Annotated in this window: 10 protein-coding genes; 1 reads left to right on the plus strand and 9 read right to left on the minus strand. The window is 70.5% G+C overall.

Annotated features, from left to right (window positions below; translation table 11 throughout):
- Positions 1 to 75: 75 nt before the first annotated feature.
- Genes AB0F81_RS40280 through AB0F81_RS40305 form a run of 6 tightly spaced genes read right to left on the minus strand, consistent with a single transcriptional unit; the run spans position 76 to position 11,002 of the window.
- On the minus strand, positions 76 to 696 hold the full coding sequence (locus tag AB0F81_RS40280; protein ID WP_360206923.1) for a carboxypeptidase-like regulatory domain-containing protein: 621 nt from the start codon (positions 694 to 696) through the stop codon (positions 76 to 78).
- Between the two features lie 10 nt (positions 697 to 706).
- Entirely contained in the window at positions 707 to 2,131 is a 1,425-nt protein-coding gene (locus AB0F81_RS40285; RefSeq protein ID WP_360206925.1) for a trypsin-like serine protease, read from the minus strand.
- Between the two features lie 23 nt (positions 2,132 to 2,154).
- Complete coding sequence (locus tag AB0F81_RS40290; RefSeq protein WP_360206927.1) at positions 2,155 to 5,142, minus strand: hypothetical protein; 2,988 nt, start codon at positions 5,140 to 5,142, stop codon at positions 2,155 to 2,157.
- A gap of 15 nt (positions 5,143 to 5,157) precedes the next feature.
- Positions 5,158 to 7,449, minus strand: a complete 2,292-nt coding sequence (locus tag AB0F81_RS40295) for a hypothetical protein (protein ID WP_360206930.1) — start codon at positions 7,447 to 7,449, stop codon at positions 5,158 to 5,160.
- Between the two features lie 4 nt (positions 7,450 to 7,453).
- Positions 7,454 to 9,649 carry a hypothetical protein gene (locus tag AB0F81_RS40300; RefSeq protein WP_360206933.1) on the minus strand — a complete coding sequence of 732 codons (2,196 nt, stop codon included), beginning with the start codon at positions 9,647 to 9,649 and terminating at the stop codon, positions 7,454 to 7,456.
- Between the two features lie 12 nt (positions 9,650 to 9,661).
- Complete coding sequence (locus AB0F81_RS40305) at positions 9,662 to 11,002, minus strand: hypothetical protein (RefSeq protein WP_360206936.1); 1,341 nt, start codon at positions 11,000 to 11,002, stop codon at positions 9,662 to 9,664.
- Between the two features lie 278 nt (positions 11,003 to 11,280).
- On the opposite strand from AB0F81_RS40305, the gene AB0F81_RS40310 reads away from it, so the two are divergent.
- The gene (locus AB0F81_RS40310) at positions 11,281 to 12,420 is read left to right on the plus strand and encodes a hypothetical protein (protein ID WP_360206938.1); all 1,140 of its coding nucleotides are present in this window, start codon (positions 11,281 to 11,283) and stop codon (positions 12,418 to 12,420) included.
- Between the two features lie 3 nt (positions 12,421 to 12,423).
- On the opposite strand, the gene AB0F81_RS40315 is transcribed toward AB0F81_RS40310, so the two are convergent.
- The 3 genes from AB0F81_RS40315 to AB0F81_RS40325 form a co-directional block, all read right to left on the minus strand.
- Positions 12,424 to 13,113, minus strand: coding sequence for a DUF2182 domain-containing protein (locus tag AB0F81_RS40315; RefSeq protein ID WP_360206941.1), 690 nt, complete (start codon positions 13,111 to 13,113; stop codon positions 12,424 to 12,426).
- Entirely contained in the window at positions 13,103 to 13,639 is a 537-nt protein-coding gene (locus AB0F81_RS40320) for a hypothetical protein (RefSeq protein ID WP_360206944.1), read from the minus strand. The genes AB0F81_RS40315 and AB0F81_RS40320 overlap by 11 nt, the downstream gene beginning before the upstream one ends.
- An 11-nt stretch (positions 13,640 to 13,650) precedes the next feature.
- Positions 13,651 to 15,314, minus strand: a 1,664-nt coding sequence (locus AB0F81_RS40325) for a tyrosinase family protein (RefSeq protein ID WP_360206947.1), incomplete at its 5' end; no start/stop codon positions are given.

A 15,314-nucleotide genomic window follows, 5' to 3' on the forward strand; every position in this document is an offset into this window, starting at 1 on the left:
GCGCCGCCCACGCGTCCGGCCACAGCGCCAGGGCCCGGCCGATCGCCGGGTGCGGCGCCGCCTCGGCCGTGGCGATCATCGCAGCGAGACCCCCTGCTGCAGGGCGAGGTCCAGCGGGCCCTGCCCGTCCAGCGGGCCGACCGTGCGCTGCAGGCCGCCCCGCAGGAAGAAACTCGCCGTGTAGGTGTACCGCGTGTCCGGTGCGGCCTGCCACGTCACCGACCCGGTCTTGCGCGGGCTGAACAACAGTTCGGTGATGGGCGCGTCCGGGCCGGCGCCGGCCGGCCGGATCGAGACGCGGATCAGCCGCACCGCGGTCCAGTCGATGCCGTCGGTCAGCACCGGCACGCCGTTGCCGTTCCCGACCGGTGAATCCGGCGGCATCGGCGTCGGCATCGGCGTCGGCATCGGCATCGGCGTCGGGTCCGGGGCCCGCGCGCCGCCGAACCGGATCTCCACCTCATTGCTGACCGCGTCGGCGACGTCGACCTCGGCGCGGGTCTCGCCGTTGAGCGTGTCGAACACCGCCACCTCGTAGCGGCCCGGATTGAGGTTGCCCAGGCTGAACCGGCCGTCCGGGCCGGTCAGCGCGGCGATGTCGTCGTTCGGGCCCGGGCCGGCGGTGATCGACACGGTCGCGCCGGACAGCGGCACGCCGTTCGGGTCGAGCACGCGCCCGGAAATGGATCCGCTCATCGGGTCCTCCTCACGGGACCTCTCCGGCCCAGTCCACGATGTTCTGGAAGACCTGGTGGGTGATCCGGGTGCCACCGTTGTTCACGCTGGTCCCCCAGGTGTGGATGGCCAGGCCGTACCGGCTGCCGTCGGGGGACATCTCCCAGACCGGAGCGCCGCTCTGCCCGCCGAACGTGTCGATGTCGTAGATGATCTGCTGGTCGTCCACCTGGCTGACCATCCGGGAGTGGTACCAGGGTGTGCCCTGCTGGCGCTCCGGCCCGGCCTTCCCGCCGTCGCCGGGGTAACCGGCCAGGTTCAGCGACACGCCGCGCAGGTAGTCGTCGTCGCGGTTGGCGTATCCGAACCAGCCCAGCTCGTCGCCGAACCGCTTGTCCTCCGGCAGCATGATCACGCCGTAGTCGTAGTCCCGGTCGCGGTCCACCGTCCACGCGGTGACGCTGCGGATGTCCCGGGAGATCGCCGACCCGAACGGCCGGTTGGTGCCGAACCGCCCCGGGATGACCTCGATCTGCTTGGCCCAGCCGCCCTGGTCGTGCATGTAGACGCAGTGGCCGGCGGTGACCACCAGGCGCGGGCTGACCAGCCAGCCGGTGCCCACGAACATGACGTCGTTGCTGGCCGTGATCAGCAGCGAGCAGATGCACCGCCACGGGTACGCCTCGTTGTTGGTGACCAGCGTCCGGTCGTCGGAGCCGATGATGGCCTCGAGCTGCGGCTTGTCCGAGTACTCCGTGGCCAGGATCCGGGCCCGCTCCTGGGCCCGCTCGGCCGGGGTGCCGAAGCTGCCCCAGTAGGCGTCCAGCACCACGCCGGCGACCTCGGGCTTCTGCGGGGCGGTCTCCGGGCGCGGACCGGTGGCGGGCTCGCAGACCACCTCGGGCGTCGCGCCGTTGCCGCGGCCACGGTTGCCGAACGAGGGTGCGAACTCCTGGAGGCCCTGGAACGGCGCGTTGTTGGAGTCCGGGGTGTGCTTGCGGATCAGCTCCTCCCGAGTGAGCGCCCGTTCCGGCCGCCGGACGGCGGCGGTCCGCTGCGCGGCGCTCTTGGCGAGATCCTCCCGGTAGCTTTCCCGCAGCAACGCGTACGGCACCTCGACGTGTCCCTCGCCGTTGGGGTGCGGTGCGGTGCCCACTCCGGTCGAGGGCGAGCCGGGGCCGGTGGGCGCGCTCGGCGTCGTCGGAGTCGGGGCCGGGGTCGGGGTCGGAGCCGGGGCCGACGTCGTCGGTGCCGGTGACGGTGACGGTGACGGGGCTGACGGCGCCGGGGTGGCACCGGCCACCAGGGAGTTGATCAGATCCTCGAAGGCGTCGAAGAGCTTCTGCTTCTTGTCGGAGACCGACGGGGCCGTTGCCGTCTCGGGCGCCTGGTAGCCGTAGGTCTTGCCTTCCGCGGCGGCCTTCGGCTTGGTCGCCTCGCTCGATGTCTTGGCCATTGCCTTTCCCTTCCGCTGGGTCTTCATGCCATGTGCTCGCCGAGGAACACGATCGAGCTCTCGGTCGTCCTGGCGGCCAGCCTGCGAACCGAGTTGTCGGCGCCCAGGATGGTGATCTGCACCGTGATGGTGTCGGTGGCCCGGTCGGCGCGGGCGAACCGGAGACGCTGCGGCTGCGCGTCGTCGCCGGCGAACCGCAACTGCTGGGTACGGGCCGGATGCGGTGGTTCGGCGAACGTCACGTCGACGAAGACGATGGCGATGCCGGTCCGGTCGTAGTTCGGGAAGAACTCGACGATCAGCGGATCGTCGAACGGGTCGTTGACCGCGATCGAGGTCGCGGAGGTGCGCACCGGCAGGGTCTCCCGGCTGGTGCCGTCCTTGAGACGGTGCAGGAACCGGTACTCGTAGTCGCGGCGGAGCGGGTCGGTCAGCCGCAGCTTCCAGGACTGCGGCGGCGAGTCCGGCCGCACCGTGATGGTGCGGTTGCGGCTCCACCGGCCGGGATCGTCGTACCGCAGCAGCACGTCGGTCGAGTCGATCATCGCGGCGTCCATGTCGCCGGGGACGATCTGCACCTCCAGGAAACCGAAGTCCCGGTACGGGTTGATCAGCAAGGTCCGGTCCAGCGTGGTGCTGACCGGCAGCTCGTAGCTGAGCTGCTGCCCGTCCCAGCCGGACAGCGCGTCGAAGTGGTACTGCACGGTGTAGCGGTAGTCGAGGTCGAGCTGCCGGTTGAGGAAGAACGACGCCCGCTCCAGCGTGGAGCCGGACGGCCGGAAGCTGATGTCCCGGTGCCGCAGGTTCACCGGCTCGGACGGGCGGCCGTACTCGATCGCCACGTCGGACTTGATCAGCCCGATCCGCTCGAAGTTGCCCGGCGCCTCGATCTGCAGGTCCAGCCTGCGCAGGAACGGGCTGTCCAGGTCGACCTCGAGGAAGTGCGGCGGCCCGTCGAGATCGTCGGCGAGCAGCCGGAGCAGGCCCTGCGGCGCGTGCACCCGCTGCACGGCCTCCTGCCGCTGGTAGCTGAACGTGACCGACTTGTCCTCGACCTGCTCGATCTTCTTGAGGCTGAAGGCGAGCTTCACGCCGATGCCGGGCACCGGCGGGACGACCGGGGCCTTCGGGTCCTGCGACGGCTTGGGGTCGGGTTTCGGCTCCGGCTTGGGCTCGGGGCTCGGCTCCGGATCGGGTTTCGGGGCCGGGGCGGCCGCCCGGCGCAGCGTGGCGCGGATCTTCACGGCCTGCGTGCCCGCCGCGGCGCCCCTGATCACCGCGACCCGGTCGTTCGGGTCGCCGACGCGGTTCGCGGCCTGCGCCGGGCCGAAACCGTGCGCCTGCTGCTGCAGGATCTCCGCGGCGTCGCCGACGATGCCGCGGGCCACGTCGAGGCGGCGGCTGCTCAGCTCCCGGTTGAGGACCGCCTTGGTCACGTCGCCCTCGAAGCTGGCGTACGCGTCGATCTGCACGCGCCGTGGCGAGCCGAGGCCGCTCAGCCAGGCCCGCACCGCGTCGGCGCCGCGCTGTTCACCGCCACCGCCGGTGCTGGTCTCGAAGCGGGTGTCCAGCGGGCTGGTGCGGTTCGTCAGATAGCCCCGGTAGGCGGCGCCCGGTGGCTCGACCGACCAGCCCGGGGCCAGGGGCTTGTCGAAGTCGAAGGAGAGGCGGAACTCCCGCTCGGCGCCCGGCACGGCCGGATAGTCGGCGTCGACGGTCAGGGCCGCGCCGGCGGCGACGTCGAGGGAGAGCTGGCGGCCGGACAGGGTCTGCGGGCGGTTGTCGACCCGGACCACCGGTGCGGTCGCACCGCCGGTGAAGGTGAGCGTGACCCGGTCGCTGGCGGCGGACTGGGCGAGCTGCACGTCGTAGCCGGCGGTGGGCGGCTGCACCTCCTTGGTGATGGTGGCGCCGAGGCGCTCGGCCTCGTCGAACGGCAGCGCCCAGACCTCCTTGACGGGGGCCTCGCCGCCCCCGGTGGCCGGCTTCGCCGGCTCACCAGGTTTGGCGGGCTCGCTCGGCTTCGCGGGGTCGGCCGGCTTCGCGGGGTCGGCCGGCTTCGCCGGGTCGCCGGGCTTGGCGGGCTCACTCGGCTTGGCCGGATCAGCGGGCTTGACCGGATCAGCGGGCTTGGCCGGATCGGCGGGCTTGGCCGGATCGGCCGGCTTGTCGAAGGTCACCGGCGGCAAGGTGGCCTTGAACCAGTCCGCCATCAGGTTCTGCTTGAAGAACTCGAGCGCCCACTTCTCCTTGTCGGCCTGATCCGCCGCGTTCGCGAAGTTGATCACGCGGACCGTGATCACACCGTCCTGCTTCAGCTTCTCGAAGGCCAGGTCGATGCCCGCCTCCAGATAGACCGGCACGCCGTAGACCGGGAAGCCGGCGGACAGGTCGATGCCCATGCTGAGGTGGTCGTAGACCCGCTTGAAGTTCGCAGTGATCTCCACGTCCAGCGCCGGGCGCAGCACGGTGTACCGGTGGTGGTACATCACCCCGACCGGCGTCGCGCCCTGCCGGAACGCCTGATCCAGGATGGTGGCGCCCTCCTCGCTGAGGGTCAGGCTGAAGACCGCGTTGTTCGTGCCGGTGATGCTCGGGACGGTGGCGCCCAGGACCGACTCGATCGCGAGGAAGGCACCCGGCGGTGGCACCGGCGCGGCCGTGCCGCCCCCGCCCTGGATGTTCAGGGCGACCACCTGCACCGAGCCGTCGTCGAACGGCACCATCGACAGCCGCGGTGTCCCGTTCGTGGTGCGCGCCAGCGCGTTCAGAATCTTGCGCTCGGTCTCCGGTTCCAGCCGCAGGTCGACCTCCATGACGAGGAAGCCGCCGCCGCGTACGCCGCTGCCGGCCACCGCCGGGCGGTAGCGGATCAGGGTGAACTGGGGTACGCCGTCGCGTTCGGCGAGGCGCACCGTGCCGGGCATCGCCCAGTGCAGCCGCTCGTCGGCGTGGTCCTTGAGGACGGTGACACCCTCGATGACCTGGGTGCCGCTGCCGATCATCTGCATCGTGGCGCCCCTTCCTCACGCCGCCGGCACGATCAGCCGGTCGCTGTCGAGCATGCCGAGATCACGTTCGCGGACCGTGCCGTTGCCGTAGAGGGTGCGCACGGCGCAGCGGTACCGGGACCGCTCCGCGGCGCTGTAGTCGTACTCGAACAGGGCCGAGTCGCGCGGCGAGAGGAACGTGAAGGTATCCCGCATGCTCAGCCCGGCGGCCGGATCGGAGAACTCCAGGTCCGCCTCGAGGCGCACGATGCCGGCCGCGGCGAAGTCCGGGACACCGGGCCGGACCGCGATGATCCGGTGCCCCATCAGGTCGGTGCGGATCACGACGGACGCCGCGGCGGTCATCGACGGCGGCACGGTGATCATCCGGTTGTCGCTGAGCAGGATCATCGCCGAGTAGCCGACGAACCGCTGCTCCGGATCGGCGAGGTTGGCCGTGAACACCTTCGGCAGCCGGTCGGTCTCGGTGTTCAGGAACGACAGCGTCTGCCGCTCGTCGATCCGGTTCGCCGGGTCGGTGTACCAGAGCTCGACCAGCACCATCGCAACCAGGCCCCACGGCACCGCGGGGATCACCTGCACGGTTCGCTTGCCGGGCCGCGGGTCACGGATCAGCAGCCGCTCCTGGTCGGTCGGCTGCCAGGGCACCACGATGTCGCGGTGGTCGGCGCTCAGGTACGTGATCCGTACCTCGTAGCCGTCGCGTTCGGCGTCCAGCCGGAACCGCCGCCAGGTGATCTCGGGCTTGGCCCTGGTCAGCATGAAGGTCTCGGCGAGCCGGATGCCGTGCCGCTCGTCGGTGTAGCGGACGTCGACGCCGACGCTCGGGTAGCGGTCCCAGGGCAGGGCCTCGGCGCCGATCACGATGTCGTCGACGAAGTAGAGGCCCTCGGCGCGCGGCGAGATCTCGAACTCGTCACCGCGGGTCACCAGCGGCGGCGACTCGATCACGCCGGGCCGTTCGGTGGTGTCGACGTCGCCGAAGTTCACCCGGTACCGGTACTCGACGTCGCGGCGCATCACCTTGCCGTCCAGGATGCTGTTCCACTGCCGGGTCCCGGAGGCGGTGGCCCCGGTCAGCCGCAGCGTCTGCGGGTCGCCGCCGTACGCCACGGTGAGGTTCACCGAGTCGACCTGGTCGTGGTCGAAGTTGACCAGCGCGTGCGCCTGCACCTGCCGCCGGCGGAACCAGGCCGAGTTCAGGTCCACCTCCTGGATCACCGCCGACCGGTCGAGCCGGCCCTGGTCGATCAGCGAGCGCAGTTCCGTACCCAGGCTCTTGAGGTTGGCCTGGGGATAGATCGTGCGTTTGACCGTGACCCGCTCGTTCATGGTCAGGTTGAGCTTCTTGTCGTCGATGCGGGTGAGGTCCTGCCTCTTGTAGTGGAACTTGGCGGTGCCCAGGCCGCCGGTCGCGGCGAGCAGCGCCAGGCGTTCCGCGGTGTGGGTGAACTTGTCCCAGCCGTCCTCCTCCTCCTTGACCGGCTCGATGCTGGGCTCGAAGAAGCTGTCCAGGACCATGTCCTTGAAGTCGTTGATCGCCTGGTCGCGGCGGCCCACCCAGGAGCCGGCGTCCTCGCCCTCGGGCAGGAACGAGTCGACCTCGATGAGGACGGCCCGCGACTCGATCAGCTCGTCGACAACCCTGTCGATGTCCACCGAGGCGAAGATGGCGTCGAAGCCGAAGGACTCCTCGAAGTGCTTCTGCACCCGGTTCCAGTCGGCGCTCACCCGGACCGTGAAGGCCGGGCGCAGCGCGAAGAACTCCAGCAGGTACATCACGCCGACCGGCAGCATCGTGCCCTCCAGCAGGGCCGCCTCGATCAGCGTGGCGCTGTCCGCGTCGAGCTGCACCGAGAAGATCGCCTCGTTCTTGCCGTAGAGGGCGGGTTTCGACTCGTGCGGCGGGTTGATCTTCAGTTCGAAGCGGGACTGCCCGCCGCTGCCGCCGGCCGCGTTGGTCTGCCCCAGGATCATCAGGCGCACGCTGCCGTTCTCCAGCGGCACCGGCGCCAGCAGCGGATCCCGGTCGAGCCGGTCGAGCCGCCGGATCTCGGACGCCACGTTCGCCAGCCGCTCGGCGTCGAACGACAGGTCCACGCCGAACGTCAGGAAGGCGCCGCCGGCCGGGTCCACGTCGTCGCGGAACTTGAGCAGTTGCAGCTGCGGCAGGTCGATGCCGAGCGCCTCGTCGCGCACGGTGCTCAGGTGCGGCATCGCCGGCATGAAGTAGTAGCTGCCCGGCGTGGTGTCGCGCAGCACCGCGACGCCCTCGATGACGTGGAACGGCGGCTGGAGGGAGAGCATCGCCCTAACCCCCGAAGTCGAGGATCAGCGTACGGTCGTCGACCGTGCCGTCGGACTTGACGGTCCTCTGGGTCCCGTCGGTGAGGAAGTACGTGATCGTGTACGAGAACTGGTCGCGGTCCTTGTCCTTCAGCTCCACCCGCCACGTCTGCGTGGCCGTCTTCGACGGGCTGAAGATGAAGTCCTTGTTCACCGCGATCGAAGCGTCCAGGTCGGTGTAGCTCAGCGCCGCTCTCACGAGACGCAACCGGCTCCAGTCCAGCAGATCGGGCACGATCGTCACGTCGAGGAAGGCCTCGACCGGCGGCGGCAGCGGGATGGTGGACGAGGTCGCCACCTGCCGGGGGATCTCCTCGCTGGTGCCGTCCTTGTAGGCGATGGTGGCGCTGTAGAAGACGTCGCCGACCGTCTCGTCGATCACCGGGAAGGACCAGTCGAAACTCGGCATCGCGGAGCTCAGCGCCTGGCTGCGCGCCTGGGTGTACTTGTTCTTGTCGTCCCGGTACTCCAGGTTGACGAATACGTTCTGCACCCGGTTGGTGAAGTCGCCGACGCCGCGCAGGTAGACCGTCCGGCGGCCACCGAAGACGTCGTTGATGACCAGGTTCGGGGCCCGTGAGGTCAGCTCGGGCCCCTCGACCTCCTTGCCACCCTTCATGAAGTACCGCACGCGGTAGCGGTACTCCTTGCGCATCGGCTTGAGGATGACCTTCTGGATCTTCTTGGTGTGGTTGGCCTTGGTGAGCTGGAACTGCTCCTCGATCGGGGCGACGTCGTCGTCGGCGTAGTGGAAGGTGACCAGCGCGGTGTCGACCTCCTCCCAGTTCAGGTCGGCGCCGGTCGACGCCTCCACCGAGAGGATCCCGACGTCGTCGACGCCGAAGACCAGGTTGCCCTCGTTGGTGGTCTTCTCGCCGGACTCGAACACCCCGCTGGTGCCCCGGTAGTTGATCCGGTAGCGGTACTGGTAGTTCCAGTCGTCGCCGTCCACGTAGGTGGCGAACTTGCCGATCTCGTCCGGGCTTTTCAGGACGACCTCGCCCTCGGGCTGGCCGGGCGTCAGGTTCGGCATCGGCCGGCCGTGGTAGAGCACCTGCACCTCGACCGAGTGGATGGGCAGGTTCGTGAAATCGCCGTTGACGTTCACATCGACGCGCAGTTCGCGGAAGAAATCAGAGTTCAGGTCGATCGTGGTGGCGTAGTCCTCCCATTTGACGGGTGCGCCCGCGCCGTCCTTGAGGGCGGTGATGTTCTGCAGGATCCCCTGCGGCGCGATGTTCCACTCGACCGTCTGGGACTCGCGGTAATGGATGTCCACGTTCGAGATCTGCGTCTTGGAGATGTCCCGGGTGACGTCCTCGATGCCGTCCGGCAGGTCGCGCTGGTCGTCCGGCACCGGGGCGATCGCCTTGATCATCTTGCGTTCGACGGCGTCCTCCAGCGTCCGGGTCGCCCAGTCCCGGATCGGCCCCCGGATCTTCTCGTCGGTGACGCCGCCCCACTTGAAGTCCAGCACCATCGACTCCGAGGAGATCATCTGCTCGCGCAGCGTCTCCCGGTAGGAGTCCAGCCCCCAGAAGTTCCAGTCGACGTGGATGGTCTGGAAGAAGCTGTAGAACGTCGAGGCGCGGAAGTGCGCGTTCACCTCGATCTTCGGGAGCTGCGCCAACAACCACATGTTGTAGACGACCGACACCGTGCCGCCCTGCCCCTGCATCGCCTTCTCGAAGAACTCGGCGCCGTCCTGGCTCAGTTCCAGGCCGAAGGAGCAGATGTTGCGGCCGAACAGCGACGGCATGCCGGGGTTGTGCTCCTTCTCGACGAACCCGCCGGCACCCGGGACGATCAGCGCGGACGTTCCCTTGGTGTAGCTGATCGTGCCGATGGTGACCGGCGGCGCCGGCGTGATGCCCCGCCGCGCCGCCTCGGCGTTCACCTGGGCCTGCAATTTCTCGGTGATCACCGGCAGCTTCGCCTCGTCGACCACGAATTCGACGTCGAACAGCACGAATCCGCCACCCTTCCGGTCTCCGGGGCGGTCCACCGCGAATCGGTATTTGATGAACCGGAAGGCCAGCGTGCCGTCCGGATAACGCCGATATCGGGGCTGTTCCGGAATGAGATAGAAGGTGGAGAAACTGTCGCCGTCGGTGTGAACGGTCACGCCCTCGATGGTCTGAACCTTGTCGATCTGCAACACGGCCGGCTCCTTTTAAAAGCTTGCGAGAACGATCTCGCCGGTTTCCGAGTGCGCCCGATCGTGGCGGACGACGCGGCCGTCGGCCGTGGTCGCCGTCCAGCGGTAGTCGGCGCCGGGCGCGGCGCCCTCGGGCACGACGAGCCACCGGCGCGCCGTCCAGTCGTCGCCGCCGAGCCGCACGGTGTGCCGGTGCGGCCCGCGGGTCAGCAACACCTCCGCCGCGACAGCGCCGGCACGGGCCAGCGCCCGGCCGTCCACCGTCACCTCGGCCAGGCCCACGTCGCGCGCGCCGAGGACCAGCTCACCCGCCCGCGCCGGCAGGTCCACCCGGTGGATCGGCGAGCCGTCGGTGTATCCGGTGATCACCGTGACCGGGCCGCCGGCCGTCCCCGGATCGGCCGGCCGGAAGTCCGGCGCCGTCAGCACCGCGGTCGCGTCACCGCGGCGGACCCGGATCCACGCCAGCGGCGCGCCGGCCGGGTCCAGGCCGAGCCGCACGCCCGGCGCCGGCGCCGGCGCCGTCTCCGGCGCGGGCGCAACGATCCCGGCGGGCAGCCGGACGGTGTCCCGGCCCTCGATCGTGGCCAGGTCCGCGTCAGCCGAGAACGGCTGCTCGACATCCCGGCCGAGTTCGACGGTGACCTCGAAGGAGCCACCGTCGAGCAAGCCGGGCACCGCCTCGGCGGCCCGGCTCAGGACCCGGTCATAGAGCTCCGTGACCAGCTCGGACGACGGGTCGCCCGGCACGCTCAGCTCCACCCGGGCCAGTCCGTCGGTGATCGCCTGCTCGATCGCCGCGCGCAGCCCCGCCGGGCCGGTCGTGGCCGCGGCACGCAGCCACGAGATCAGCTCGGCGCCCGCGCCGGTGAACCGGGCACCGGCCATGATCGGCGTGAGCACCTCGGCCCGGTAACGCACGGCGAGAAAGCCCGGGCGGCCGCCGAGGCCGGCCGCCGCGGAGACCAGCTGGGCCGCGGTCAGCGACACGCTGAACAGCGCCGAGTACGGCGGCGAGCCCGACGTCCGGCTGCGCGCCAGGACCGTGCCGTCGTCCAGCACCAGCTCGCAGGAGACCGACCGCACCGGCGCGAACGCCAGCGTGATCGTCGCGGCGTCGTCGATCTGCTCCCGCTCGGCGATCTCCTTGCGCAGGCCGTCGAGGGCGTCGGCGCCGGGACGCCACATCCCGGTGAGCGTCAGGAACCCGCCCGGGCCGGCCACCAGCAGCGTCACCATCGGCCGGCCGTCGTCGTCACGCTGCACGTCGGCCCGGCGCGGCAGGAAGTAGTAGGACCGCGGCGCGGACCGATTCGCGAACCAGAGGAGGCCGTGATGTTCCTGCGTGTCAGCCATGCTGACTCCCGGATGTTTTCCGGCAGCGGAAAGCAGCCGGAAGTCAATTGAGCGCGGAATGCGATCCCAGTTCCGGTCTACGCCCGCCGCATTGATCGTGTCAATCAGCAATAGCCGGTCAGCACCGATCAGCCGGGCGACATTAACTGATCGGCCGGAATGCTGGGATTATCGGGAGTTCCCGGATGCGGCGGGCGAGCGAATGCTGCCACCCTGACGCCATGCCGGAACCGGATCTTTCCGCGCGCGATGGTCTCCACGCTGGAGAGGAGAGGCCCATGACCACCTCGATCCTGCGCGAACAATGGGCCGCGGACGTCTCGGTGAAGTCGTCCCTGCTGCGCGGCCAGCTGGCGGTCGCCCGGGCCGGACCGGTCGGCTCGCCCGGGCCGTCCCAGCCCCGGCAGGACGCGATCACGGACGTGGTGACCCGGTTGCTGGACACCGCCGACCAGGAGGTGCTCCGCCGCCGGCGCGGCCCGATCGCCCGATGGCGCGGCACGTCGGTGGCGCTCGCGTACCAGAGCCTGCACGCCGCTGAGACCAGCCTCATCGAGCTGATGCCCGAGGACTGGGTGACGGCCCAGGTTCCGGGAGTGGTGCGGCGCGCGCAGGCCGTGCTCGACCGTTCCGACCCGCAACGCGCGGAGATCGAACGGCTCGCCCAGCGCACCGACACCGGCACGCCGGCCTTCCGGGCGCAGGTGCAGGAAGCCATGGAGGTCGGCTACGACGCCGCCGACCAGATGCACGTCCGGGTCCGCAACTTCCGCAACATGCTGATCTTCTGCGCGGCGCTGATCCTGGTCCTGATGATCGCGCTGGTGGCGCTGGTCGCCTTCCAGCCGGAGGTGCTGCCGATGTGCTTCGACGCGCCGGCGCCCGACGAGCCGGCCTGCCCCAGCGGCGCGGCGGGACCGAGCAGCGCGGACGTGCCGATCGTCGCCGGCCTCGGCCTGATCGGCGGCGCCCTGGCGGCGGCCTTCAGCATCCGCAACCTGCGCGGCACCTCGACGCCCTACGACGTACCCATCGCGCTGGCCCTGCTGAAGCCGCCGCTGGGGGCGCTGACCGCGGTGAGCGGGATGCTGTTGCTCGGCGGTGACTTCATCCCCGGCTTCACCGACCTGAACAACCAGCAGCAGATCCTGGCGTACGCGCTGCTGTTCGGCTACGGCCAGCAGCTGGTGTCCCGCCTGATCGACAACCAGGCGCGCGACGTGCTCAACAAGCTGCCCGCCAAGGACCCGCAGGGCGAGCAGCCGGCGGCCGCCGCCGTGGCCATGCCACCGTCCGCCACCGAGCAGCAGCGGACCCTCGGCGGGCGGGGAACGACCGATCGGGCAGCTCTCACCGGGCCGGCGCCGGCCGAGAAGGTCGAACACCCGGAAGCAACGGTCAGAACCCGGAGTTCCTGACCCTCAGAGCTCGGCCACCACCGCTACGCAGGAGATCGCCAGGACGAATGCGAGCGGGGTGGCCGACCGGGCGCCGAGCGGAACGACGCTCTCGGCCACCGCGACCACGGTCAGCAGCGCCATCAGCCACAGGCTCCCGGAGGGCATCAGCAGCATGAGCGCCCAGCTCGACGTGATGCAGCGGAAGCTGTGCGAGACCCCGAAGCGGGCGCAGGCCGCGTTGGCCCGCCAGCCGACCGGCGGCAGCGGCACCGGCCGCACGCAGGTGCCGAGCACCGAGCGTTTCCAGCGGCTGAGCTGCCACAGGCCGGCCACCCCGAGAACCACCGCGAGCTGCAGCCGCGGGGCGACCTCGGCACGGCCGGCCAGGCCGGCCACGGTCAGGACCACCACGCCGTACGCGGTCCAGCCCGCCAGGTAAGCCGTCACGAACAGGGCCATGGCGAGCAGGCGCCGGGACCGGATCGAGTTGAGGCCGACGTAGCGGATGACCGGCGCGGCGGCCGGAACCATCATCGCCAGGCTCATCAGCGCCCAGTCGGTGAGACCGTGCGGCCCGTGCCGGTGCGGGACCGGCGCCTGGACGATCAGCACCGCCCAGGCGCCGGCCGCTCCGGCCAGCAGCGGCCACTCCGGGTGCCACGCGCCCCACCGGCGCAGGCGGTCCAGCCGGGCCGGCGGGCTAATAGACAAAGAGCCCGACCCGCCCGATGGTGACCGGCATCTGCGCGGCGGCGGCCCGCTGCTCCTCGATGAGCGGCTGCACCAGGCTCTCCCGCCCGGTCGGCGGCAGCGGCAGGATCAGCTCGAACCGTACGTTCATCGCACCGGCGTCCCAGCCGCCCTGCCCGGCCAGCAGTTGCAGGCTGGTGGTGGCGTCGAAGATCTGCCGGAAGCCGGGTGCCTCGTCGTGCCGGACGGTGGTGTCGTCGCGCATCTCCACCCCGAACAGCGAGATCGCCCCGACGTTGAGATAGCTCTCCGGTTCGGTGCCGTCGCCGCTGCCCACGAAGACGCCGTAGGCGACGCCCGGGTTCTCCGCCGCCTCGATGTTGTCGACGCTGACCAGCGCCCGCTCCGGGCGCCGGATGTCGATGGCGTGGAAGACCAGGTTCCGGCTGCTGACCGGCATGACCAGCCGGGCGACCACCGGCTCCCCGCGCAGGGTGAGCGGGTGAGCGGTCGCGGCCGCCAGTTCCGGCGGGTGTGGGTTCGACATCCTGGCTCACCTCAGGCGTAGGTGTAGCCCAGCTGGACGGCGCTGTCGACGACGTCCGCGGGGCTGAGGACAACGTGGTTGCCGTTCTCGTCGGCGAACGCGAACTGCTGCCCCAGCCACGCGGGATCGGTGGGGTTGAGCCGGCCGCCGCCGCGATTCAGCCAGCTGTTCCACAGCCGGTCGATGTTCGCGTGGTGCACCCAGAAGACCGGATCTCGCGCCGCGCATCGGGGATCCGCCAGCCAGCCACCCTCGCATCGGCCCCGTGACCGTCCACCGACGAGCGAGTGGATGGCGTTGTGCGGGACCAGTTCCAGCTGGCCGCTGTCGGTGAACGCGCCGAACTGCACGGGTGGGCGGTTCACCCCGCCGAAGCTCGCCACCCCGGCCGGCTGGAAGAAGTCGGTGAGGTCGAGCGCGGCCGACGGTGACGCCACCCGCGGGTCGACCCGGGCGCCCGCGTTGAAGGCGGCGGACCGGTTCGGTGCGGGCACGAACAGCGGGTTCGGTGTGCCGTCGGGCAGGTTCCGCAGCCGGAACGGCTCGGGCAGCGAGTCGCGGGGCTCCGGCTGGTCGTAGTCCCAGTACGGCAGGGCGAAGTCGGCGGGGCCACCCGCGCTGAGCACGGCGGCCCGCAGGATCCGCTCGAAGTAGTACAGATACATCCGGTGCCAGGGCAGGAAGAACCAGTGCCGGTGCTGGCATTGGTTCCACGCGGCACCGGCCGGTGGGACCTCGAACGTGGCATGGATCGCCGCCTGATAGGCCCAGCTCGTGGGGTCCGCGTCCGGGCGGCCCTGCATCACGCGCACCCCGCGGGCATAGGCCAGCGTGATCGGATCCCACGGGGCGGTCAGCGCCCACGCGTCGCGGCGCACGTAGATCTGCACGGCCGGGCCGGGCTTCCACCGCATCACCCAGAAGTCGTTGCCCTCGCTGCCGACCCGGTCCACCCCGACGGCGATCTTGGCGAACTTGTCGCCTTCGAAGTCGCCGGCGACGGCAAACCTCGCGCCGACGTCCTGGGTGCTGCACACCAGGTCGGCGTGCAGGGGATGGAGCAGCGGGCTCAGGTGTGCCCAGGTCCCGCCGGCGGGATGGAATCGCATCACCCAGAGGGCGTTGCCCGGTGCGGACGGGGCCACCGCGATCTCGGCCCGGCCGTCGCCGTCGAAATCACCGGACGCCGCGAACGTCGCCGTGACGTCGAGTTCGGTGCCGAAGAAGTCGGCCTCCACGCTGTGCCCGGGGATCTGGCTCAGGTGGCTCCACGCGGCGGCGACCGGGTTGTACTTCATCACCCAGAAGGCACTGCCCAGCGTGTCCGCCGCCACCGCGATCTCGGCCCGGCCGTCACCGTCGACATCACCGGCCACCGCCAGCCGCACCCCGACGTCCGAGTCACTGCACCGGAACTCGGTCGACGACCAGGTCCCGGCCTCCGGATCGAAATCCATCACCCAGAAAGCACTACCCGGCGCATCCGCCGCCACCACGATCTCCGCCCGGCCGTCACCGTCGACATCACCAGCCACCGCCAGCCGCACCCCGACGTCCGAGTCACTGCACCGGAACTCGGCCGACGACCAGGTCCCGGCCTCCGGATCGAAATCCATCACCCAGAAAGCACTACCCGGCGCATCCGCCGCCACCACGATCTCCGCCCGGCCGTCAC

The sequence above is a fragment of the Actinoplanes sp. NPDC024001 genome (assembly GCF_040638955.1).
Taxonomy (GTDB): domain Bacteria; phylum Actinomycetota; class Actinomycetes; order Mycobacteriales; family Micromonosporaceae; genus Actinoplanes.

Bases quoted from the DNA above. Each gene is read 5' to 3' on its own strand.
- AB0F81_RS40290 (WP_360206927.1), bottom strand. From the start codon at position 5,142: ATGCAGATGATCGGCAGCGGCACCCAGGTCATCGAGGGTGTCACCGTC.
- AB0F81_RS40285 (WP_360206925.1), bottom strand. From the start codon at position 2,131: ATGGCCAAGACATCGAGCGAGGCGACCAAGCCGAAGGCCGCCGCGGAA.
- AB0F81_RS40305 (WP_360206936.1), bottom strand. From the start codon at position 11,002: ATGGCTGACACGCAGGAACATCACGGCCTCCTCTGGTTCGCGAATCGG.
- AB0F81_RS40280 (WP_360206923.1), bottom strand. From the start codon at position 696: ATGAGCGGATCCATTTCCGGGCGCGTGCTCGACCCGAACGGCGTGCCG.
- AB0F81_RS40320 (WP_360206944.1), bottom strand. From the start codon at position 13,639: ATGTCGAACCCACACCCGCCGGAACTGGCGGCCGCGACCGCTCACCCG.
- AB0F81_RS40295 (WP_360206930.1), bottom strand. From the start codon at position 7,449: ATGCTCTCCCTCCAGCCGCCGTTCCACGTCATCGAGGGCGTCGCGGTG.
- AB0F81_RS40310 (WP_360206938.1), top strand. From the start codon at position 11,281: ATGACCACCTCGATCCTGCGCGAACAATGGGCCGCGGACGTCTCGGTG.